Raw genomic sequence first — 23319 nt, forward strand, 5'->3', positions numbered from 1 at the left:
GTTCTCAAGGAACGGACGCTTCCTTTGTACTCACCCTCTCGGGCTTTCCTCCGGGCTTTCGTTCTTGTGTCTCCGACTCTATCAGACTCTTTCGGGCCTGACTCCCAGTCAGCGGGGTTTGTCTTCCGGGCTGTTGGGCCCTTCCGACTCCCGAACTCTAGTGGATTTCCCGGGCGATTCATAATCGACCTTCGGAAATGAATTCGGGCATGCCGAATGCGTTCCCAGTGGGAGATCGTGCTGAGTTGGGTGCCGCTACGAGGCGGCGGGATTCGCTGTCTCCGAAACCTTTCGGCTCAGGGACAACTCGAAGAACCTTACGGATCCGCGGGGGCCGTGTCAACCCGGGAGGTGGGGCCCCCTCGTTGGGCGGTCAGTGCGGGGACTGGAGGTCCTCCACGCGGTCCAGGAGGCGGGTGAGCATGTCGCCCAGTACGCCCCGCTCCGCCGTGGAGAGGTCCTGGAGGAGGTCCTCCTCGAAGACCGTGGCCGCGCGCATCGCGTCCAGCCACTTGCTGCGGCCCTCCGCGGTGAGCTCCACGATCACGCGGACGCGGTTGTTCTCGTCCCGCTCGCGCGTGACCAGTCCTTCCGCCGTCATGCGGTCGATCCGGTGGGTCATCGCCGCCGGCGTGAGGCCCAGCTGCTTCGCGAGCTCGCTCGGGCCCATCCGGTACGGGGCTCCGGAGAGTACGAGGGCCTTGAGGACCTCCCACTCCGCGTTGCTGATGCCCAGGGCCGCCGTCTGGCGCCCGTACGCGACGTTCATGCGGCGGTTCAGGCGGCTGAGGGCCGAGACGACCTTCTCGACCTGGGGGTCGAGGTCCTGGAACTCGCGCTGATAGACGGCGATCTGCTCGTCGAGGCTCGGCTCGTGGACGGGCGCGGTGCCGTCGGGGGTGTCACCCATGTTCGAAGTATGGCACGAGGCCGTTGGCATCTAACTCCTTCGGTGTGTAGTGTTAAGGATCGAACTTTAGGTATGAAGTCTTCAAGCTTCAGTAATCAAGGTGGTGAGAAGTGACCAAGGTGATGGGCGCTGCGATGCGGAGGATCCAGGCCGGGAACGCGTTGACCGCGTTCGGTATCGGCTTCACGGTTCCGTTCCTCTACGTCTACGCGGCGAAGGTGCGAGAGCTGGATCCCATGTGGGCGACGGGAACGTTCATGGCGTTCGCCCTCGGTGCGCTTCTCGCGCTGCCCTTCACCGGACGGGTGATCGACCGGCGCGGTCCGGTCCCCGTGGTCATCGGTGCGGCGATCGCCGCGTCGTTCGGCGCGCTCTCGCTCGGGCTCTCCACGGGCGTGGTCGCGATCCTGCTCTCCGCGCTCGCGCTGGGTGCGGGCCAGGCCGTCATGCAGCCGGCCCTGGCCACGATGATCGTGCGGTGCTCCACGCCGTCCACCCGGACCCGTGCCTTCGCTCTCCAGTTCTTCATGCAGAACCTGGGGCTGGGCATCGGCGGCCTGATCGGCGGGCTCATCGTCGACGAGAGCCGGCCCGGCAGCTTCACCCTGCTGTTCAGCATCGAGGCCGTGATGTTCCTGGTGCTGGCCGGGGTCATCGCCACGGTGCGGATGCCGCAGGTGCCGGCCATCAGCAACGCGCTCGCCAAGGACGCCGCCCCGGCCGGTGGCGGCTGGAAGCGGCTCATGGAGCACAAGGCCATGGTGCAGTTCTGCATCCTCGGTTTCGTGCTGTTCTTCGCTTGCTACGGGCAGTTCGAGTCGGGTCTCGCCGCCTTCGGTACCGAGGCCGCCGGGATCTCCCCGTCCACGCTCGGTTTCGCGCTGGCCGCCAACACCGGTGCGATCGTGCTGGCCCAGTTCGTCGTGCTGCGGCTGGTGGAGAACCACCGCCGGTCCCGGGTGATCGCGCTGGTCGGTCTGCTCTGGACCGTGGCGTGGATCATCGCCGCCTTCTCCGGGCTGGGGCACGGCAGCGCCGTCATGGCCGCCGCCGCGTTCGTGACCACGTACGCCCTCTTCGGGATCGGCGAGGCCATGCTGTCGCCGACGCTGGCGCCGCTGGTGGCCGACCTGGCGCCGGAGGGCTCCGTGGGCCAGTACAACTCGGCCTTCGCGCTGGTCAAGCAGCTGGCTCTGGCGCTCGGGCCGCTCGGGGTGCCGCTGGCCGCGGGTGTGCCGATGCTCTACATCGGGATCTTCGTCCTGGTCTCGCTCGGCATCGCCGGGCTGGCGCTGCGGCTCGGCAAGCAGCTGACGCCGGTGCAGGACAACCCGTCGCTGGCCGGGAGCACCGTCGTGGTGAAGCGGGTGCAGGACGCCGAGCGCGTGCCCGCGTAAGCGTGGTGAGTAGGTAGGAGAAGGCCCCGGTCCTGTGGACCGGGGCCTTCTCCGTGTCCGGCTACGGGGCCTTGTCGGGGAGGGCGAACTCGCACCAGACGGCCTTGCCGCCGCCCGGGGTGCGGCGGGAGCCCCAGGCCGAGGCGATGGTGGCGACGATGGAGATGCCGCGTCCGGTCTCGTCTGCCGGTTCGGCGCGGCGGCGGCGCGGGAGGTGGTCGTCCCCGTCGGTGACCTCGATGATCAGGCGGCGGTCGGTGCGGCGCAGGCGCAGGCGCATGGGCGGGGTGCCGTGCTGGAGGGAGTTCGCGACGAGCTCGCTCGCGGCCAGGACGCCCAGGTCGCAGAGCTCCACCGGGAAGCGCCAGGAGGCCAGGACTCCCTGGGCGAAGGCGCGGGCGCGGGGGGCGGCCTCGATGCCGCCGAGCAGTTCCAGGGCCGCGTTGTGGAAGAGCTCGGCGTCGGCGCCGGTGCGGGCGGGCTGCTGGAGGACCATGACGGCGACGTCGTCGTCGTGGTCGGCGTCGACTCCCAGGGCGCGCATCAGGCGGTCGCAGATGACGGCGGGGGTGCCCTGGGCGCCGGAGAGGGCGCGTTCCAGGGCGGCGACGCCCTCGTCGATGTCCTCGCCGCGGCGTTCGACCAGGCCGTCGGTGTAGAGGACGGCGGTGGAGCCGGGGCCCAGTGCGATGGTGCCCGAGGTGTGCAGCCAGCCGCCGGTGCCGAGCGGCGGGCCCGTGGGGTCGGCGGCGCGGCGGACGGTGCCGTCCTCGTCGCGGACGAGGATCGGGAGGTGGCCGGCGGAGGCGTACGCGAGGAGGCCCTCGTTGGGGTCGTGGACGGCGTACACGCAGGTGGCGATCTGGCTGGCGTCGATCTCCGCCGCGAGGCCGTCGAGGAGCTGGAGGACCTCGTGGGGCGGCAGGTCGAGTCGGGCGTACGCACGGACGGCGGTGCGGAGCTGGCCCATGACGGCGGCGGCGCGGACGCCCCGGCCCATGACGTCGCCGATGACGAGGGCCGTGCGGCCGGCGCCGAGGGTGATGACGTCGTACCAGTCGCCCCCGACGGCGGCCTCGGTGCCGCCGGGCTGGTAGGTGGCGGCGACGCGCAGGTCGTCGGGCTGCTCCAGCTCCTGGGGGAGGAGGGAGCGCTGGAGGGTGACGGCGGCCTCGCGCTGGCGGCGCTCGCTGGCGCGCAGCCGTTCGGCGGCTTCGGCGTGGTCGGTGACGTCGGCGAGGTGGATCAGGACGCCGGTGCCGGTGTGGGCTTCCGCTTCGCCCTCGGATCCGGTGCCGCCGCCGGTGGCGGTGTGGGCGGGGGTGCCGTCGGCGTCGGCCCGGGTCTTGGGGAACTCGATCGGGGTGCACGTGACCGTGTACGAGCTGGTGCCGCCGGGCGCGGTGCGGTTCTTGGCCGTACGGGGCTTGCCGCTGCGCTGGACCTGGTCGAGGAGCGGGAGCAGGCCGAGCTCGCCGAGCTCGGGGAGGGCCAGGTGCGCGGGGGCGCCGGGGGCTCGGGCGCCGAAGCCGGCCGTGTAGGCGTCGTTGACGTAGGCGACGCGGTGCTCGGGGCCGTGCACGAGGGCGACGAGGGCCGGGAGGCGGTCGAGGACGTCGCGTACGGAGAGCTCGTCGAGGGAGGGCGCGGGGGTTTCCGTACCACCTGCGGCGGGGCCGGAACCGGTGCCGCGGACCGTGGGGTCGGCGGGGCAGCCGTCCGGGCCGGTCGCGGAATGGCCGGCGGCGCCGCGGGCGGCCGGGACCGAGCCTTCGCCCCGTTTGGCCTGGGCGGCGGCGTGTTCGGACCGGGCGGCGGCGCGGCGCTGCGTTCCGGGAAACCGGGCGCTCCAGCGCGTGAAGTTCACTGCTTTCAAGCCTCGTGGTGTCGCTCGTGGTCGCTGTGTCACTCGGTGGCGATCGGGTGGCACTCGGATGTCACGCTGATGTCACTCTGTGCAGGTGTGAGCCCACCTATGGTCACACGTCCAGTGTGGCCGACGGGACTGACAGCATCAGCCTTCGTTCTTCTTCGGGGGGTCCTTGGGGCCTCCGCCCGCCGCGAGTTCGAATTCTGCTCTGGGGTGTTCGAGGGATCCCAGCGAGACGATCTCGCGTTTGAAGAGGCCGGAGAGCGTCCACTCGGCGAGCACGCGCGTCTTGCGGTTCAGGGTCGGGACGCGGCTGAGGTGGTAGGCGCGGTGCATGAGCCAGGCCGGGTAGCCCTTGAGCTTGCGTCCGTAGACGTGGGCGACGCCCTTGTGGAGTCCGAGGGAGGCCACGGAACCCGCGTACTTGTGGGCGTACTCGGTGAGGAGTCCGCCGCGGATGGACGAGACGAGGTTGTCGGCGAGGACCTTGGCCTGGCGGACGGCGTGCTGGGCGTTGGGGGCGCAGGCGACGCCCTTCTCCGGGGCGGTGATGTCGGGGACCGAGGCGGCGTCCCCGGCGGCCCAGGCGTGCTCGATGCCCTCGACGGTGAGGAAGGAGGTGCAGGCGAGGCGGCCGCGGTCGGTCTTGGGCAGGTCGCTGGCGGCGAGGATCGGGTGCGGTTTGACGCCGGCGGTCCACACGACGGTGCGGGTGGGGAAGCGGGCTCCGTCGCTGAGGACGGCGATCCGGTTCTCGCAGGATTCGAGCCGGGTCTCCAGGCGCAGGTCGATGCCGCGGCGGCGCAGTTCTCGGATCGTGTAGGTGCCCATCTCCGGGCCGACCTCGGGGAGGATCCGGTCGCTGGCCTCGACCAGCACCCACTTCATGTCCTCGGGCTTGACGTTGTGGTAGTAGCGGGCGGCGTAGCGGGCCATGTCCTCGAGCTCGCCGAGCGCTTCGACGCCGGCGTATCCGCCGCCGACGAAGACGAAGGTGAGGGCGGCGTCGCGGAGGGCCGGATCGCGGGTGGAGGAGGCGATGTCCATCTGTTCGATGACGTGGTTGCGCAGGCCGATGGCCTCTTCCACGGTCTTGAATCCGATGGCGTATTCGGCGAGTCCCGGAATGGGGAGCGTGCGGGAGACGGAGCCGGGGGCGAGGACCAGTTCGTCGTACTCGATCTCCACGGGGCCGCCGCCCTCCTCGTCGGTGGCGAGGGTGGTGACGGTCGCGGTCCGGGCGGCGTGGTCGATGCGCCGGGCCTCGCCGATGACGATGCGGCATTTCGGCAGGACGCGGCGGAGCGGGACCACGACGTGGCGCGGGGAAATGGAGCCGGCGGCCGCTTCGGGGAGGAAGGGCTGGTACGTCATGTAGGGCTCGGGGGTGACCACCGTGACCTCGGCCTCGTCGGCTCTCAGCTTTCGCTGGAGCCGGAGTGCCGTGTACATGCCTACGTAGCCGCCGCCGACGATGAGGATCCGCGTACGGGGCGGGGTACCGGGGGCCGCGCCCCGGGAGTTAGCAGCCTTCACCGTCCCATGACGCAACGTGGCCGGGAGTTTGTCCACAGGCCCGGCACATTGTGTGACCGGAGGGAACGGCGGGGCGAGGGTGCCGAGGGGTATGGATGGAGGGGAAGGTGCGCAGGTCAGACGGTACGGAATGAGTACTTCCGGGGCCTTCGAACGGAAAATTGAGGGCGAATGCTCCGATCGGGCGGTGGTCCGTCCGGGGCTGCCCCTTCTGAATTGACTCTGGCTCAACTATGTTCGTAACTCGTCGAGGAGTAGGACCAGGGCCCTCATGACCGTGGCCCCCCTCGACATGAAGGCGGGGAGTGTCTCCGGGGGGAGACAAATGATTACCGGGGGATACATATGCACATTTCCGATTTCCATGCTTCTGCCACCGCTCTGTCGTCGGCCGCGTCCACGACCGACAGCCACGGGCGGCTGATGGCCGGCGGCGCCACCACGCACGGCGTGGGCCGCTCCACTCCGCTGCGCGTCGACGCACAGCGCAATCTCGAACACGTACTCCGCGCGGCCCGCGAGGTGTTCGGCGAGCTCGGCTACGGGGCTCCGATGGAGGACGTCGCACGGCGTGCGCGGGTCGGCGTCGGCACCGTGTACCGGCGGTTCCCGAGCAAGGACGTCCTGGTCCGGCGGATAGCCGAGGAGGAGACCTCGCGACTGACCGAGCAGGCCCGCACGGCTCTCGGCCAGGAGGAGGAGCCCTGGCAGGCGCTGTCGCGCTTCCTGCGCACCTCCGTCGCCTCGGGCGCCGGCCGGCTGCTGCCTCCGCAGGTGCTGCGGGTCGGCGGGCCCGGTGAGGACGCCGACGGGGCGGACGGGGCGGTCGAGGAGGCCGCGCGGGTTCCGCACCAGCGTCAGGTCGTCGCGGCCGGCGGGGCGCCCGACCTGCGGGTCGTCGCCGCCGCGCGGACCGGCCTGGACGACGAGCCCTCCGAGGACGCGGGCGCGGGCGAGCTGCTCGAGGTCGTCGGCCGCCTCGTCGACCGGGCCCGGGAGGCCGGTGCGCTGCGCGCCGATGTCACGGTGGCGGATGTGCTGCTGGTGATAGCGACGGCCGCGCCCGCGCTGCCCGACGCGGCGCAGCAGGCGGCGGCTTCCGCCCGGCTGCTCGACATCCTGCTCGAAGGGCTGCGGTCCCGGACGGCGTAGGTCGGGGCGGGTCGGGGCGGGGCGGAGTCGCGCTTCGGCGCCGGGCGCCCGGGACGTGTGGTTCGCGGACCGGGGGCCCGGGCGTCAACCGGCTTCTTCCTGGGGGCTCTCGCTCGAACGGGTGAGGTTCCGTACGGCGATTCGCCGGGGCTTGCCCGGATGAGTGGAAGGTGTGGAGACGGGTTCGGCGCGTGCCCGCCGTGTGACACGCTGGATCGGTGTACCGGTTGAGTGTGTCGTGCGAGGGCTTCCGCGATGAGCGTTGACGGGCGGGAAGAGCCGCACGGTGCTGCCGGAGGCGAGGTCGACGCGGGCAGCCTGCCCGCACGGCAGGTCCCGGCGCAGCGCGAACCGGGCGGCCGGCACGCCGCCGGGGCGAGTGGGGAACTTCCGCCCTCCGACGGGGACTTGATCGCCCGCATGCGCGGGGGCGACGACGGGGCCTACGAGGAACTCTTCCGCCGCCACTCCGATGCCGTGCGCCGCTATGCCCGCACCTGCTGCCGCGACGGGCACACGGCCGACGATCTGACGGCCGAGGTGTTCGCGCGGACCCTCCAGGCCGTACGGGGCGGGGCGGGTCCGGACCAGTCGGTGCGCGCCTACCTCCTCACCACCGTGCGCCGGGTCGCCGCCGCCTGGGCGAAGACGGCCAAGCGGGAGCAGCTCGTCGAGGACTTCGCGCTGTTCGCGGAGCAGGCCTCCGCTTCCGGCGAGGGCGCGGTCGGGCTGCCCGGCCGGGCGGGGGACGACACCCTCGAACTCGGCGCCGACGTGCGGGCCATGCACGAGGCCGAGCAGACCCTCGCGATGCAGGCCTTCCGGAGCCTGCCCGAGCGGTGGCAGGCCGTGCTCTGGCACACCACCGTCGAGGAGGCGTCGCCGAGCGCGATCGCCCCCCTCTTCGGGCTGAGCGCGAACGCCACCGCGGTACTGGCCAGCCGGGCCCGGGAGGGGCTCAAGCAGGCGTACCTCCAGGCCCATGTGAGCACCGCGCTGAGCTCCGGCGGGGACTGCGCCCGGTACGCCGACCGGCTGGGGGCGTACGCCCGCGGGGGCTTGCGGATGCGGGCCGAGCGGGGACTGCGCAAGCACCTGGAGGAGTGCGCCCGGTGCCGGCTCGCCGCGGGCGAGCTCAAGGACGTCAACGCGGGCATTCCCGCGCTGCTGCCGGTCGCCGTCATCGGGTGGTTCGCCGCCGGGTACGCGGCCAAGGCGGCGGGAGTGGTGGCCGGCGGGGCCGTCGCCGCGGGTGGTGCGGGGGCCGCTGCCGCAGCCGCGGGTGGATCGACGGCCGGGGCAGGCGCCGCTGGGGCCGGGACTGCGGGAGCCGGGGCTGCCGGTGGGGCCGCCGGTGGGGGCGGGGCCGGCGGGGTCGGCGGAGCCGTGGCTTCGGAGGGGCTGGGGCTGCCGGCCAAGGCGGCCATCGCCGCCGGGGTCGTGGTGGCCGCGGCCGCCGGAGTGGTGTTCGCGCTGGCCGGTGACGACACCGCTCCCGCCGTGCGCGCGAACCCCGCGCCGGGCGTGGCCGTGCCGGTGCCGCGGAGTCCGGTGCCCGCCGCGCCGGAGCCCGGGCCTTCGCGGGCGGAGCCGCCGGCGGCGCGGGAATCCGTACCGCCGGCGAGGAAGCAGACTCCGCCGCCGGTGGCCGTCGCGCCGCCAGCGGCGGAGCCCTCGCGGAGCCCGGAGCGGTCCTCGCCCGCGCCGAGCCCGAGCCGGGCGCCGAGTGCGCGGCCGAGCCCGACGCCGAGTCCCGTACCGCCCCCGAAGCCGACGCCGACGCCGCCCAAGCCGCCGCCGGCCCCGGAGGGGTTCCGGCTGTCCTCGCTGGGGCAGTCCGCCTACGGGAACCACGAGAACCCCGAGATCGAGACCTGGCGGAGCAGCTGGGTGTGGCAGCGGTGGGGGCCGGTGATCGGCGGACAGCGCTACGGGCACGGGATCACCGTCGGCTCCCGTTCCTCCGTGGAGATCGCCCTCAACCGCAGCTGCGTCAGCTTCTCGGCCCGGGCCGGTGTGGACGGCATGTCGCTGCACACGAACGGCACGGTCCGCTTCTCCGTGTACGCGGACGGACAGCGGCTGTGGCGGTCCCGGGCCCTGGGCTACGAGGACCCGGCGGCGAGCGTGTCCGTCTCCCTCTCGGGGCACAAGACGCTGCGCCTGGTCGTGGAGCGTGCGGAGGGCGGCCGCCTGCCGACGCTGGCGAGCTGGGCCGACTCCGTCATCAGCTGCCGCTGAGCCCGGGCTCCGCCCCGCCGGGCCGGGCTCAGGACAGGGCCGGGCGGCGCAGGGGCACCCCCGTCGGGACCGCTCTGCGGCGCGGGGTGGAGGTGCCGGTCCAGCAGGTGCCGCGGCGGGCCAGGAGGCGGGTCAGCCACAGCTCCATCGAGACGAGTTCGGCGATGCCGTCGAGCGGGACCGGGCGGCCGTCGGCCGCATCCAGGAGGGCCTGGCGCACGACCCGGGCTTCGATCAGGCCCGCGTCCGCCAGGAGGGGCGACGCGAAGAGGGCCAGGAGATCCGGGAGGGCCGCGCGCAGTCCCAGGCGGATCGCCGATTCGTTCGGGGCGTGGGCCGTCGCGCCCCACCCCGCGGGCAGGTCCCGGACCCCGGCGGAGGACAGGACACCGCGCAGGACCGCCGCCCGGGCGCCGGGCTGCACGCGCAGGGATTCGGGCAGGGCCCGGGCGGCCCGTACGACCTGGTTGTCCAGGAACGGGGCGTGCAGCCGCTGGCTGCGGACCTCCACGGCCTGCTCGAAGACCCGGTGGTCGGCGGCGTGCCGGGCCAGGACGGCGCGGGCCCGGGCCTCTCCGGGGCGCAGCGAGAGCGGAGGCCGGCCCGCGGCGGCGGTGAGGCGGATCGATACCTCGGCCAGGGCCTCGCCCGTCAGCCAGGCCGCCGCCGGGCCCGGCCGGGACCAGGTCAGGGCCGCGAGCGAGGCGTCCACCGCGGAGCGGGCGCCCCCGGCCGGGACTCCGTCGCGCAGGCGGGCCGCCGCCGCCTCCATGCCGGCGCGGTACGGCGTACGGGCCAGGCGGCGGGCGGCCGAGTACACGGTGAGGGGGACCAGGAAGGGGGCGAGGGAGGACGGGACGAGGGCGGAGTCGGTCCCGGAGGGGCTGGAGCGGGCCAGGGCCAGGGTGGGGCGGAGCAGGTGACGGCGGCGGCGGTCGAGCAGGAGGTCGGCGAGCCGGGCCGGGTGGGCGTCGAGGACCTGGCGGGCTCCGTGGCCGGTGAAGTGGTCCGCCGAGCCGGCCGCGAGGCGGCGGCGCTCGCGGGCGGCGGAGATGAGGGAGGGGCCGGGTTCGTCGGTGAGCGGGCCGTCGAGGTCGGCGTAGGGGAGGGCCTCCTCGGCGGCGGCGACGACCACGTGGTGCAGCCGGGGGTCGGAGGCGATGGCGTGGGCGCGTTCCAGTTCGGGTTCGCGGCCCCGGGGTGTGGCCAGGTCGTTGAAGGTGACGGCGAGGAGGCGTTCCCCGGTGCGGCCCAGCAGGGCTCCGGGCGCACCCGGGAGTCCGGCTGCGAGCAGGGCCAGGGTCGCGGAGGCGCTGCCGCCGGAGAGGTCGGCCCCGACCCCGGGCGCAGGGGCGCCGCGTGCGGCCCGCCGGTCGGCCGGGCCCATTCCGGGGACGGGCCCGGGGTCGTGGGGCAGCGTCTCGGGAGCATGCCGCGGAGCCGTGAGCCGGGCGCGCACCGCGTCGACCAACGCTTCCCGTACGCCCTCCACCGCGAGCTCGGGATCGGCGGCGGGGGCGGCCACCGCGAGGGAGGCCACGGGCTCGTAGCCGGTGATCTCCCGCGAGCCCTCGCGCAGGATCAGCGCATGGCCCGGCGGGATGCGGCGCACGCCGACGTACGGTGTGCCGTCGCCCAGCGCCTCCGGGCTGTCGGGGCAGGCCAGCAGGGCGGCGAGATGGCCGATGTCGAGCTGCGCCTCGATGAGGTCGGCGAGCGGGAGGGCGGCGGTGGCGTACGCGGTCCCGCTCGCCCAGGGCGTGTAGAAGACGGGGCGGGCGCCCGCGAGGTCGCCGACCACGGTGATGCGGCGGCCGGCCTGGACGACGGCGGTGTAGCTGCCGGGCCACTGGGTGAGGTGGCGCAGGGCGCCGCCGCGGGCGGCGTAGAGCGCGCGGCGCAGTTCCTCGTCGGTGGCGCCGCAGCAGCCGAGGACGGCGAGTCGGGTGAAGGGGTCCGCGGGATCGGCGGTGAGGGTGCGGATCTCGTCCGGGCGCCAGTCCCCGACGGCCCACAGGGGGTCGGGATCGCCCCAGAGGAGCTGGGCTCCGACGGGGACCACCGTGCGGTCGGCTTCGGCGGCGCCCGGTTCGTCGGGGTGGCCGGCGTCGGCGAGGCCGCCGCGGACCGGGCCGTCGCCCCAGCCGGCGGAGCCGTTCTGCGACGCGCCGTGGGTGCTCCCGGAAGCGTGGCCCGGGGCCGATCCGTAGCCCGGGCCGTGGCCCGATCCGTAGCCCGATCCGTATGTGCCCTGGTCGGAGGCGTACGTCGAGCCGTGCGCGGCGCCCGGCGCCGCGACCCGTCCAGCCGTGCCGAAGCTCGCGGCGATACTGCTCCAACCCACCAACCAGCGCACCGCCGCCTCCCCAGCCCGTGGGCACCTGACCGGGGTGCGAACCGCGCGGCCGGCGCTCTGCGCGCGGGCCGGAGGGACCCCGGGTGGCTCGGGGTCCATGCTGCCACGAGACAGGCGTGCGGGAGTGGGTAAGGGGGGCGCACGTATAAACGAACACGCCCCGGCCATGCGGTATTTGGCGTTCCGTTCCGACCGCCCCATAGGTCGCTTTCGGCCATTCTTCGGCCGTACTGAGGGCCCGCGCGAGGCCCGTCCGGAGCCTTCGCCGAGCCTGCGCGGAGCGCGGCCCGGGGGGCGGGATCCACCCCCCGGGCCGTTCCGCCACCCGCGGGGATTGAGGCAGCGGCATCCCCCGGCCCGCCCGGTCCGCGCGGCGGGCCGACCCACGCACCGCACATCGAATCGCCGGGCTCCCGGAGCGGCCAGAGCGCACGGGCGGGCGCACGGCCACACGGGTGGAGCACGCGGTGACACGTGCGCCCCGGCCCCGGGCCCCCGCCCGACTGTGCATACGGACAACAATCCCGCCATACGGAACAGGGGGCCTTAACGCTTGGGAGGCGGGGAACTACGCTGGGTTTACGAAATGCCGGGCGCCTATGCCCCGGCGGCGTCTGCGTTCCGCGTGTGACGAGGGGTGGCGCATGTCCAGGGAGCTCCGCGAGCCCAATGAGAAGCTCGGCGCCGTCCTCGCCCTCGCGGGCATCAGCAACGCCGGGCTGGCGCGGCGGGTCAACGACCTCGGCGCTCAGCGCGGTCTGACCCTCCGCTACGACAAGACCTCGGTGGCCCGGTGGGTGTCGAAGGGGATGGTGCCGCAGGGCGCCGCCCCGCACCTGATCGCGGCCGCCATCGGCGCGAAACTCGGCCGGCCCGTGCCGCTGCACGAGATCGGGCTCGCCGACGCGGATCCGGCGCCCGAGGTGGGGCTGGCCTTCCCGCGCGACGTCGGCGCCGCCGTGCGCTCGGCCACGGACCTCTACCGGCTCGATCTCGCGGGCCGGCGCGGGGGTGGCGGGATCTGGCAGTCCCTCGCCGGCTCCTTCTCGGTCTCGGCGTACGCGACGCCCGCCTCGCGCTGGCTGATATCTCCCGCCGACAGCTCGGTGGCACGCGAGCCGGCGGCAGCACCGGTGGCACCCGCGGCTCCTGTGGCCCGCGAAGCCGTGCCGGGCGCGGCCCCGCCGGAAGGCCTTCCGGCGCCGCCCGGCGCCCGTGTCGGGGGTGTGCCCGCCCAGCCTCCGCGCGAAACTCCGCGCGAAGCGCCACCGGCGCCCGGCCCGGCCGCACCCGCTCCGGCCCCGGCCGACACCGGGGGTCCGCAGCGCGTGGGCCACAGCGACGTGACCAAGCTGCGCGAGGCCGCCGAGGACGCCCGCCGCTGGGACTCCAAGTACGGGGGCGGCGACTGGCGTTCCTCGATGGTGCCCGAGTGCCTCCGGGTGGACGCGGCGCCGCTGCTGCTCGGCTCCTACACCGACGAGGTGGGCCGCGCGCTCTTCGGCGCCACCGCCGAACTGACCCGGCTGGCCGGCTGGATGGCCTTCGACACCGGTCAGCAGGAAGCCGCCCAGCGCTACTACATCCAGGCGCTGCGCCTGGCCCGCGCCGCCGCCGACGTACCGCTCGGCGGGTACGTGCTGGCGTCGATGTCCCTGCAGGCCACCTACCGGGACTTCCCGGACGAGGGCGTGGACCTCGCGCAGGCCGCCGTCGAGCGCAACCGGGGGCTGGCCACCGCGCGGACGATGAGCTTCTTCCGCCTCGTCGAGGCGCGGGCGCACGCGAAGGCCGGCGATTCGGCGGCCGCCGGGGCCGCGCTGAGGGCCTCCGAGGGCTGGCTGGAACGGGCCCGGGACGGGGACGCCGATCCGACCTGGCTGGGCTTCTACTCGTACGACCGCTTCGCGGCGGATGCGGCCGAGTGCTACCGCGACCTCAAACTGCCGCGCCAGGTAAGGCGTTTCACGGAACAGGCACTGTCCCGGCCGACGGAGGAGTACGTACGATCACACGGGCTGCGGCTCGTCGTGAGCGCGGTGGCCGAGCTGGAGTCCGGGAACCTCGACGCGGCGTGCGCGGCGGGAACCCGGGCGGTGGAGGTCGCCGGACGGATCTCGTCGGCCCGGACGACGGAGTACGTACGGGACCTCCTGCACCGGCTGGAACCGTACGGGGACGAACCGCGCGTCGCCGAACTGCGCGAGCGGGCCAGGCCTCTGCTGGTAACCCCGGCATAGGCCCCGCGTGGCCCCGTTGTCAGTGGCGGGGTGCACTATGCAGGGGTGGGAGGTGTCAGTGTGGGCGGCGGCGTGGGCGGCATGGGCAGGCTGGACTGCGATGTGCTGGTGATCGGCGGCGGAATCGTCGGCCTGTCGACGGCGCATGCCCTGGCGGGGCTCGCTCCGGGGACCCGGGTGGTCGTCCTGGAGAAGGAGGACGGCCCCGCCCGGCACCAGACGGGCCGCAACAGCGGTGTGATCCACAGCGGGATCTACTACAAGCCGGGCTCGCTCAAGGCCCGCTTCGCGGTGCGCGGTGCGGCCGAGATGGTCAAGTTCTGCGCGGAGCACGGCATCCCGCACGAGGTGACGGGCAAGCTCATCGTCGCCACCGGGCGGGACGAGCTGCCGCGGCTGCACGCGCTGGTGCAGCGGGGCCGGGAGAACGGCATCCCGGTGCGGGAGCTGGGGCCCACGCAGATCGCGGAGTACGAGCCCGAAGTGCGCGGGCTCGCGGCGATCCACGTCGGGACCACGGGGATCGTGGACTACGGCCGGGTCGCGCGGCAGCTCGCGGAGTCCTCGGGCGCGGAGATCGTCTACGGCGGGGCGGTGGATCTGATCTCGCGCCGGGCGTCGGGCGTGGCGGTGCGGACGAGCGGTGGCACGGTGGTGCGCGCGCGGGTGCTGGTGAACTGCGCGGGGCTGCAGTGCGACCGGATCGCGCGGCTGGCCGGGGACGACCCGGGGATGCGGATCCTGCCCTTCCGCGGTGAGTACTACGACCTGGCCCGGCCCGAGCTGGTGCGCGGGCTGGTCTATCCGGTGCCGGACCCGGCCTTCCCCTTCCTCGGCGTCCACCTGACCCGGGGCATCGGGGGCGGGGTCCACGTCGGGCCGAACGCGGTGCCGGCGCTGGCGCGCGAGGGGTACGGCTGGGGCACGGTCCGGCCGCGGGACCTCGCGGACGAGCTGGCCTGGCCGGGATCCTGGCGGATGGCGGCGCGGCACTGGCGGTACGGAGCGGGCGAGGTGCGGCGGTCGCTGTCGAAGCCGGCGTTCGTCGAGGCGGTACGGAGGCTGCTGCCGGAGGTGCGCGGCGAGGACCTGGTGCCTGCGGCTGCCGGGGTGCGGGCGCAGGCCGTGCTGCGGGATGGGACGCTGGTGGACGACTTCCTGATCCGGGAGGGGGAGCGGGCGGTGCACGTGCTGAATGCGCCTTCGCCGGCGGCCACTGCTTCGCTGCCGATCGGGCGGGAGATCGCCGGGCGGGCGCTGAAGGCGCTGCGCGCCGCGTAGCCCTGCAGGGCTCGGCCCCGGGTCGTGCCGGCCGGGGCCCGGATCGCCGCTGCGCGGGGCGAAGTCCCCTACCCGCCCTTCGACCGTTCCCCGGGCGCTGCCCGGACCCGCGCCTCAAACGCCGGCGGGGCTGGGTGTGTCCCCGGGCTGCGCCCGGACCCCTCCCGGGGCTCCGCCCCAGACCCCGGTCCTCAGACGCCGGACGGCTGAGAGGTGCCCGCGGGGTGGTCGCGCGTAGAATCCGGGGATTGTGTCTGAGTCACTGAGTCCCCAGAATCCCGCCTCCCCGCCCGTGCCGGAGGCGGCCTCCACCTACGTGCCCCCGAAGTGGCGGACCGAGCCGCGGTTCCCCGACGGGCCCTCGCCCGACCCGGCGGGATCGCACCACGAGCGGCGGATCCGGAGCTTCCAGCCCCGCCGCAGCCGGGTGACCACCGGGCAGGGCGAGGCCCTGAAGCGGCTCTGGGGGACCTGGGGGCTCGACATCGACGGGCATGACGTCATCGATCTGAAGGAGATGTTCGACGGGCTCCCCGTCGTGCTGGAGATCGGCTTCGGCATGGGCGAGGCCACCGCGCAGATGGCGGCCGCCGACCCGGGCACCGGGATCCTCGCCGCCGACGTGCACACCCCCGGGCAGGGCAACCTGCTCGCCCTCGCCGAGCGCGGCGGGATGACCAACGTCCGCGTCGCGAACGGCGACGCCATCATCCTGCTCCGCGAGATGCTGCCGCCGGAGTCCCTCGCCGGGCTCCGCGTGTACTTCCCGGACCCCTGGCCCAAGGCCCGCCACCACAAGCGGCGCCTGATCCAGCCCGAGTTCCTCGCGCTGGCCGCCACCCGCATGGCGCCCGGGGCGATCCTGCACTGCGCCACCGACTGGGAGCCGTACGCCGAGCAGATGCTCGAAGTCCTGACGGCCCAGCCGGAGTTCGAGAACACGCAGGCCGACGGCGGTTACGCGCCGCGCCCCGACTTCCGGCCGCTCACCCGCTTCGAGGGGCAGGGCCTCGACAAGGGGCACGTCGTACACGATCTGCTGTTCCGGCGTACGGGTAACGCCCAGAACTGAGCACATCACTCCGCGTGTCGGCTTCGCTCGGTAGAGTCATCATGTGCCCCGAGCGACCCGGCCGCCCCGGCTGCCGCCCCGCGTGCCGCGTACCGCCGGCGCCGTGCGCACGTACGTGCTCGTCGTGCTGCTCGGCGCCTGCGGCATCGCGATCCTGGAACTCGTACGCGAACAGACCGGCACGCCCGGGTTCTTCGTCGGTCTGGGCCTGGCCCTACTGCCGGTGGCGCCGCTCGTGGCGGCGTTCCGGTGGGTGGGGCGGGCCGCGCCGCATCCGTGGGCGCAGCTGTCGTTCTGCTTCGGGTGGGGGGCGTGCGCCGCGGCGCTGATCGCCATACTGGCCAACAGTTTCGCGACCGAGTGGATAGCCGCGGCCACCGCAGATCCCTCCGACGCCGACCAGCTCGGCTCGGTGGCGATCGCCCCCGTGGTCGAGGAGAGCGCCAAGGCGGCCGCCCTGCTGCTGGTGTTCCTGTTCAGGAGACGCCGGTTCACCGACCCCTCCGACGGTTTCGTGCTGGCCGGACTCACCGCCACCGGCTTCGCCTTCACCGAGAACATCCTCTACCTCGGCAACGCCTTCGGCGAGGACCTCGCGAAGGGCACCGGCGTACTGAACTCCGTCACGGCGGCGACCTTCTTCGTCCGGGGCATCGTGTCCCCCTTCGCGCATCCGCTGTTCACCGTGGCCACCGGTCTCGGCTTCGGCGCCGCCGCCCTCGCCGTGCGCCGGTCGCGCCGGATCGGCTACCCGTTGCTCGGCCTGGCCGCGGCCATGGGACTGCACGCGCTGTGGAACAGCTCCTCGGACCTGGGCGAGTCCGGGTTCTACGTGGTCTACGGATGCGTGATGGTCCCGGTGTTCGCGCTCATGGCCTGGCTGGCCGCGTGGATACGGCGCCGCCGGCTGCGGGCCGTCGCCGGGGAGCTCGCCGTGTACGCGGCCGCCGGCTGGCTGGGCCCGGCCGAGGTGCCCGCGCTGGCGTCGATGCCCGCACGCTCCCTGGCCCGCGCGCTGGCCCGGAGCACCGGGGGCCGGCCGGCGGGACGGGCGGTCGCCCGGTACGAGGCCGACGCCGCGGCCCTGGCCCTGCTACGTCACCGGGCGCGCAGCGGCGGCCCGGCCCGGGAGCCGGACTTCGCGGGGCGGGAACGCGAGCTTCTGCGCCGGCTCTGGCTGCGCCGCGCGACGGCGGGCCCGGCGCTGTCCCGGGCGGCGGTGCTGGAGGATCTGCTCCCGCCCTGGTTCGACCCCCTGGGTCCACTCGGCCCCCTCGGCCCGCCCGACGGGCCGGCGCCCGGCTTCGTACCGGACCGGGCGGCGGATGACCGGACTGTGGATCTCGTACCGGGTCCTAGACGTTCAGGCCCCGTGCCTTCAGCCATGTCAGCGGGTCCACCGTGACGCCACCCTTGCGGACTTCGAGGTGGAGGTGGGCGCCGGTGACGTTGCCGGTGGCGCCGACCCGGCCGATGGTGTCGCCCCCGGCGACGGAGCCGCCGGTCACCGACATCGAGGAGAGGTGGCAGTACCAGATCTCGGTGCCGTCGGGGAGCTGCAGCACGATGCGGTAGCCGTACGCCCCGGACCAGCCGGCGGAGATGACCTTGCCGCCGGCGACCGCCTTGACGGGGGTGCCGGTCGGGGCCGCGAAGTCGAGGCCGGTGTGCCGGCCGGAGGACCACATCGAGCCGGAGTCGCCGTAGTGCGAGGTGAGCGTGTAGGCGGAGGTGGGCAGGAAGAAGGCTCCGGCCGACCGGGCGGCGCTCTCCGCCTTGGCCTTGGCCTCGGCGGCCTCCTTGGCCTCCTGCGCCTTGCGCGCCTCCTCGGCCGCGGCCTTCTCGGCGGCCTCCGTCGCGGCCTTCTCGGCCGCCTCCTTGGCCGCCTGGGCGTCCCGGGCCTGCTGGGCCGCGGCCTCCTGGGCCAGCCGTTCGGCTTCGGCCTGCTCCTGGGCGGCGGCGGCCTCCTGCTGGGACTCGGCCTGCTGGAGGATGCGGCTGCGCAGCAGCTCGCCCGCGTCGGAGCGGCGGTCGGCCTGCTGCGGGATGATCCCCGTCCGGGCCGGCTCCGCGGACCGCGTGGCGGTGGTGCCGGCGTCGGTGCCGGAGTCCGCATCGGGCTGGTCCGCGCCGCCGAGCGCCTCGGGGAGGGAGGGCAGGGACGGCAGGGATATGGCGACCTGGGGCCGGTCCTGCGCGGTGGCGATGCCTCCCGCGCCGACCGCGGCGATCACGCCGACGCCGAGGACGGTGGACGAACGGGCCAGTCCCCCGCGCTGCTTGAGCACGCGGTGCTTGCCGCGGGGCGGCCGGGCCGAGTCCTCGGTGGGGTTCCACTCGCCCCAGGCTCCGGCGGTGGGCTGCTCCTGGACGTCGATGCCTTCAGGGGCAGGCGAGTTGGAGGCCACCGGGGCACACTCCTCATGGGCGAGCACGCGCACGGTGCCGTCTCTTGCGACGGCTGGGACGACCGCTCTGCGTTATCGAACGGTAATAGAGAAGGGGGAGTGATTCCAAGCTGTTGCGATTGATCGTTCACGACAATCAGCCACCACCCGCATGGCTTTGGCCAGGACTTCTCACCGCATTCGCTGACTAATCCGGGCAAAAATCACCCCTCCCACCCACCCCTCGCGCCACATCTTCACATTGACGGTCCGTCAGATTGCTTGCCCAGTGCGCCGATCCGATTACGCTCCGTCCCCTTTCGGGACCACCCGGACCGTCCGCCGCCGGCTCGGCTGCCGCGCCCCCGGCCTCGCCACCGCCAGCAGGGCCATGTCGTCCGTCGCCGCGCCGCCCGTGTGGCGGCGGACATCGGTGGCGAGCGCGCTCAGCAACGCGTCGGGCCCCGGGAAGACCCGCCCGCGCAGCCGGGCCGCCGGATCGTAGAAGGCTCCCGCCCCGTCCCGGGCCTCGGTGAGCCCGTCGGTGTACAGGAGCAGTGTCGCCCCCTCCGGGAAGGGCCACTCCTCCACCCGGTCCGGCCAGCCGCCCAGCTCCCCCATGCCCAGCGGCAGCGCTGGCTCGGCGGGGGCCAGCTCCGCGAGGGCGCCGTTCGCGTACAGGAGCAGCGGTTCGGGGTGGCCGCGGTTGACGAGCCGCAGCAGGGCCGCGCCGGCCGGGATCTCGCCGAGCACGCAGGTCGTGAACCCCTCCACCGCGTCCAGGCTGTCGCGCCGGTTCCCCTCCCGGGCCAGCGCCCGCTCCAGCCGCTGCGCCACCCCCTCCAGGGTGGCCTCGCTCTCGGCCGCCTCCCGGAACGCCCCGAGCACCACGGCCACGGCCTCGACCGCCCCGAGTCCCTTCCCCCGTACGTCGCCCACCGCGAGGCGCACCCCGTACGGGGTGTCCTGGACGGCGTAGAGGTCGCCGCCGATGAAGGCGTCCGCCTGCGCGGCCTCGTAGGAGGCGGAGACCTGGAGGCCCGCGATCCGCTCGGCGGGCGTCGGCAGCACGGCGCGCTGGGCGGCCTCGGCGATCCCGCGCGCGGAGGCGAGCTGCTCGGTACCGCGCCGCACGACGATGTTGATCAGCGTGGCCAGCCCGGAGACGGTCAGGAGGGTGGCCACCTCCGTCATGGCCTCCACCTTGAAGCTGGTGCCGTTGTAGATCTGGAGCACGACCACGGCGAGGGTGGCCACGATGCCGGTGAGGACGGTGGCCCGGAGCGAGAACAGCGGGGCCGCGATGAGCGGGGCGGCGGAGAAGAAGGGGGAGCCGGTGAAGCTGGGCGGGGTCAGCAGGTTGAAGAGGAAGCCGAGCACGATCAGGGCGCCCGGGAGCATCCTGACGATCCGGCGGACCACGGCGCTGCCGGCGACCGCGACGAAGACGCGCTCGCCCCTGCCCTGCCGGCCCAGCCCCGCCACGCTGCTCTCCTGCCGCCCGGTCCGCCTCGCCCCCCAAGGCTGGAGGCAGGAGGGTCCGTACGGCGACCCGGGCGGGACCGTTCGGGTGACGGGCCGCGCGGTACGGACACCCGGACACGACGAAGGCCCGGCCCCCCAAAGGGGACCGGGCCTTCGTACTGAGTAGCGGGGACAGGATTTGAACCTGCGACCTCTGGGTTATGAGCCCAGCGAGCTACCGAGCTGCTCCACCCCGCGTCGGTAAACACAACTCTACGCCATCCGGGGGGAAACCCCCGCCAATTAACGCCCGCACCACCCCGGAACAAGGCATCGCCGCAGGTCAGAGCCTTAAAACCGGCCTGCTGACGGCGCTCCGCCCCCTCGCCCCCGGACCGGTCGGCACGCCCTGACTCCCCCTCAGGACACGAAAACGCCCCACCCGGCGAACCGGGTGGGGCGCTGTGAGCTGTAGGCCATGTCGGACTCGAACCGACAACCAACGGATTAAAAGTCCGCTGCTCTGCCAATTGAGCTAATGGCCCTCGGCGTGCTCACCCCAGAGCATAGCCGCAGAGCGCCGGACAGCCGATCGTAAATCGGCTGTCCGGCCCGGGGATGTCGGTGCGGCTCACGGAGCCGGCAGGGCTGCTCCCCCGGTGGAAGCGGTCAGCGTGAGCGAGCCGGAGAGCGCCAGTTCGGCTCCCTGCCCGTCGGCCGGCTTCACCTTGAGCGCCCAGGTGTACGCGCCGCCGGGCAGCGCGGACCCGGCGGGGGACTCCCGGCCGTCCTTCATGGGCTGCAGCAGTCCGCGCACTTCGCCGCCGGTGAGGGTACGGACGACCTTGCCGGTGGCCTTGTCCGTGACGGCCATCGTCCAGGAGGCGGCTGGCTTCGACAGCCACACCCGCGGTGCCCAGCGCTTCGAGGACAGGGCGGACCAGCCGCCGGAGGCCGGGATGCTGCGGTCGATGACGGTCAGGGCGGAGGCCTTGCCGGTGATGCCGACGATGTGGACGGTCTGGCCGGGGTCGACGTAGGCGAAGTTTCCGCCGAAGCGGTCGACGGCGTACTCGCCGCCGTACACCGGCTTCGCCGGGGCGAACTCCCGTACCGCCTTGCCGGAGCGCAGGTTGTAGATCTCGCCGTACTCGCGCACGACGAACCCGTCTCCGAGCAGCGCGTCGGTGTGCATCGGGGTGGCGGGCAGCGGGACCCGCTTCTTCGCCGGCACGTGATAGCCCGACGGGGAGGCGCCCGCTGCGGAGCAGGTCGAGTAGAACCACTCGGCCGTCGCCTGGAGTTCGTACGGTCGGCAGCCCGTGCCCAGGTTCACCCGCCGGACCACCTTCCCGGTGCGCAGGTCCGTCCCGGTGACCACGCCCTTGTCCCCCTCGGGCTGCCACAGCGCGGCGCCCCACAGGGCGGTGGCGGTGCCGGCCGGCGGAGTGGGCAGGAGCTTGCCCGTGTCGATGTCGCCCACGTACGTCCGCTTCCCGGCCGGGTCCCCGATGGCCTCGAACAGGACGAAGCGGCCCGAGGCCGTCACGACGCGGTGCTCGAGGAGGTTCTCGGTGCCCGGGAAGACCAGCTCCCGCGCCAGGTCGTCCGTGCGGGGGTCCTTGACGTACAGCACGCCCGCGCCCCGTCCGGTGCGGCTGCCGAAGGACACGATCCGCCCGTCACCGGTCGGCGAGCCGGCCTGGCCGCCGCCGTTGCCGGCCGCGCAGAGCGAATCGCCCCCCGAGGCGTCGACGCAGGTCCAGGCAGGTGTCCGGGAGACCGTTACGGGGCCCGACAGAGAGGTCCTGAAGCCCAGGAGGCTCCTGTCGTACCCGTCGTGCTGGTCGACGGCCAGCTCGCCCTGGGCGAAGGAGAGGCCGAAGCGGCTCACGGGTCCCGGCGGTATGTCCCGGACCTTCTTGGCCCGGGGGATGCCCTGGGCGTCGAGGGCGATGCGGTGGACTCCCCAGTGGGCCGCATCGGAGCCGCCGACGACGTAGAGATTGCCGTCGGAACCCTTGATGCCCTTGCCCCCGGTCGCGGGCAGCAGGGTGCGTTCTGCTCCGCCCTTGACCGGAATGGCCCTGCCCTCCCTGATGAGCCAGTCGCCCAGGAAATGGCCCTCACGTGCCCCTGCGAAGGAGGGCAGCTTGCGGAGGTCGGACCTCGCCAGCAGGGTCGACTTGCCCTTGTCTGACGACAGGAGAATCCGGGTCGGGCTGAGCGTGGGCCAGTCCATGTCCCACGGACCCTTGACTCCCTCGGGCAGCGGGAGCCGCCGCAGCGTCGCCGTGGCGTAGTCGACAAGGCCGATCCGGGAAGAGCCCGCCCCGTCCTGGTACCAGATCACCGAACCTTGGTCGTCCGACACCATGGGGACGACCGTGAAGCGGTCCCGTGGATACACCTTCTCGGTCGTCTTGATGACGACGTCCTTGCGCGGCTCGGTCTCCCGGCCGATCAGGTGAAGGGTCAGCTGTCCGTCCGCGCGCGCCTGGGTCGCGAGCACCTGGGTCGACGTGAACGGCCCGACCCACTGCCGGCCCTCCTGGGAAGGCACCATCTCGGACCTGTCGGACGCGTAGTCGTGGATCAGCAGGGGGCCCCAGATCGCCGTGTCGGTCGGCCCGTTGAGCTGACACGCGCGCGAGTCACCGGAGGAGTACCGCGAGTGGACGTGGTCGCACCCCCGCCACACCTTCTCGCTGCCGTCCTTCATGCTCGTCCAGACGGTGTCGTCGAGCCGCGCGTCGTACATCAGCAGGCCGGTTCCCGCCGAGCGGACGTACGACCTCGACGGCTCCTTGCTCGGAGGCGCCACCAGAGTGGCCTCCCCGCCCGGCGGTGCCGTCCCCGCGCCCGTCGCCGGTACGGCGCCCAGCCCGGCCAGTGCTGCGGTCAGCGCGAGCGCGGCCAGCGTGCGTGTTCTCGTTCGTTTCGTCATTCCGCCCCCCGGCATAAGTCCGCGGAGCCTAGCAACAACGCGACAGGGCCCCCACGACGGGTGTCGTGGGGGCCCTGTCAGGCGATCAGCTCAGCGGCCGGTCTCAGTCGTTGCGCTTCCAGCGCGGCTTGTCGTCGCGACGGCCGCCGAAGGAGGAGCCGCCGGTCGAGCCGGAGGGGCGGTGGTCGCCGCCGGAGCGGAAGCCGCCCGAGGAGGGACGGTCGTCGCGGCGGAAGCCACCACCGGCGGGACGGTCGCCGCCGGAGCGGAAGCCGCCCGAGGAGGGACGGTCGTCGCGGCGGAAGCCACCACCGGCGGGACGGTCGCCACCGGAGCGGAAGCCGCCACGGTCGCCACCGCGGTCGTCACGGTTGAAACCACCCGACGGGCGGTCGTCACGACGGAAGCCACCACCGGCGGGACGGTCGCCACCGGAACGGAAGCCACCGGACGGACGGTCGTCGCG

General features: G+C 73.7%; 14 protein-coding genes, 2 tRNA genes and 1 pseudogene. 7 read left to right on the plus strand and 10 right to left on the minus strand.

The window, feature by feature from the left end; genetic code table 11:
- Positions 1-373: 373 nt before the first annotated feature.
- The gene (locus tag NLX94_RS07850) at positions 374-910 is read right to left on the minus strand and encodes a MarR family winged helix-turn-helix transcriptional regulator (protein ID WP_243341117.1); all 537 of its coding nucleotides are present in this window, start codon (positions 908-910) and stop codon (positions 374-376) included.
- A 110-nt stretch (positions 911-1020) separates the two neighbouring features.
- On the opposite strand from NLX94_RS07850, the gene NLX94_RS07855 reads away from it, so the two are divergent.
- Positions 1021-2307, plus strand: coding sequence for an MFS transporter (locus NLX94_RS07855; protein WP_254381901.1), 1287 nt, complete (start codon positions 1021-1023; stop codon positions 2305-2307).
- A 61-nt stretch (positions 2308-2368) separates the two neighbouring features.
- Here the strand turns inward: NLX94_RS07855 and NLX94_RS07860 are convergent, their stop codons facing one another.
- Positions 2369-4174 (minus strand): ATP-binding SpoIIE family protein phosphatase, encoded by a 1806-nt coding sequence (locus NLX94_RS07860; RefSeq protein WP_254381902.1) that lies wholly within the window; start codon positions 4172-4174, stop codon positions 2369-2371.
- A 147-nt stretch (positions 4175-4321) separates the two neighbouring features.
- The gene (locus NLX94_RS07865; RefSeq protein WP_308402403.1) at positions 4322-5713 is read right to left on the minus strand and encodes an NAD(P)/FAD-dependent oxidoreductase; all 1392 of its coding nucleotides are present in this window, start codon (positions 5711-5713) and stop codon (positions 4322-4324) included.
- 345 nt (positions 5714-6058) lie between these two features.
- Here NLX94_RS07865 and NLX94_RS07870 point away from each other — a divergent pair, with 345 nt between their 5' ends.
- On the plus strand, positions 6059-6865 hold the full coding sequence (locus tag NLX94_RS07870) for a TetR/AcrR family transcriptional regulator (RefSeq protein WP_254381903.1): 807 nt from the start codon (positions 6059-6061) through the stop codon (positions 6863-6865).
- Positions 6866-7120: 255 nt separating this feature from the next.
- Positions 7121-9106 (plus strand): sigma-70 family RNA polymerase sigma factor, encoded by a 1986-nt coding sequence (locus NLX94_RS07875; protein WP_254381904.1) that lies wholly within the window; start codon positions 7121-7123, stop codon positions 9104-9106.
- 28 nt (positions 9107-9134) lie between these two features.
- Here NLX94_RS07875 and NLX94_RS07880 read toward each other — a convergent pair whose 3' ends face one another.
- On the minus strand, positions 9135-11462 hold the full coding sequence (locus NLX94_RS07880) for an asparagine synthase-related protein (RefSeq protein ID WP_254381905.1): 2328 nt from the start codon (positions 11460-11462) through the stop codon (positions 9135-9137).
- A gap of 644 nt (positions 11463-12106) precedes the next feature.
- On the opposite strand from NLX94_RS07880, the gene NLX94_RS07885 reads away from it, so the two are divergent.
- The 4 genes from NLX94_RS07885 (at position 12107) to NLX94_RS07900 (ending at position 17460) form a co-directional block, all read left to right on the plus strand.
- Positions 12107-13702 carry a sporulation protein gene (locus NLX94_RS07885; protein WP_254381906.1) on the plus strand — a complete coding sequence of 532 codons (1596 nt, stop codon included), beginning with the start codon at positions 12107-12109 and terminating at the stop codon, positions 13700-13702.
- A gap of 81 nt (positions 13703-13783) precedes the next feature.
- Positions 13784-14983 (plus strand): L-2-hydroxyglutarate oxidase, encoded by a 1200-nt coding sequence (lhgO, locus tag NLX94_RS07890; RefSeq protein WP_254382400.1) that lies wholly within the window; start codon positions 13784-13786, stop codon positions 14981-14983.
- Positions 14984-15233: 250 nt separating this feature from the next.
- A complete protein-coding gene (gene trmB, locus NLX94_RS07895; protein WP_374683924.1) occupies positions 15234-16055 on the plus strand; it encodes a tRNA (guanosine(46)-N7)-methyltransferase TrmB in 822 nt (273 codons plus the stop codon).
- Positions 16056-16098: 43 nt separating this feature from the next.
- Positions 16099-17460: a PrsW family intramembrane metalloprotease gene (locus NLX94_RS07900; RefSeq protein ID WP_374683925.1), complete on the plus strand. Its 1362-nt coding sequence runs from the start codon at positions 16099-16101 to the stop codon at positions 17458-17460.
- Here the strand turns inward: NLX94_RS07900 and NLX94_RS07905 are convergent.
- The 6 genes and pseudogenes from NLX94_RS07905 to NLX94_RS07930 all read right to left on the minus strand — a co-directional run.
- Entirely contained in the window at positions 17411-18463 is a 1053-nt protein-coding gene (locus tag NLX94_RS07905) for a M23 family metallopeptidase (protein ID WP_254381907.1), read from the minus strand. The genes NLX94_RS07900 and NLX94_RS07905 overlap by 50 nt on opposite strands.
- Positions 18464-18745: 282 nt before the next feature.
- A complete protein-coding gene (locus NLX94_RS07910) occupies positions 18746-19927 on the minus strand; it encodes a PP2C family protein-serine/threonine phosphatase (RefSeq protein WP_374683926.1) in 1182 nt (393 codons plus the stop codon).
- Positions 19928-20090: 163 nt separating this feature from the next.
- Positions 20091-20164: transfer RNA gene (locus NLX94_RS07915), tRNA-Met, on the minus strand.
- 214 nt (positions 20165-20378) lie between these two features.
- A tRNA-Lys gene (locus tag NLX94_RS07920) sits at positions 20379-20451 on the minus strand.
- An 86-nt stretch (positions 20452-20537) separates the two neighbouring features.
- Positions 20538-22853, minus strand: a complete 2316-nt coding sequence (locus NLX94_RS07925) for a hypothetical protein (RefSeq protein ID WP_254381908.1) — start codon at positions 22851-22853, stop codon at positions 20538-20540.
- Positions 22854-22956: 103 nt separating this feature from the next.
- Positions 22957-23319 (minus strand): annotated as a pseudogene (locus tag NLX94_RS07930) (RNA helicase); the annotation flags it as partial.

The organism is Streptomyces sp. TBY4 (assembly GCF_024213195.1).
GTDB lineage: Bacteria > Actinomycetota > Actinomycetes > Streptomycetales > Streptomycetaceae > Streptomyces.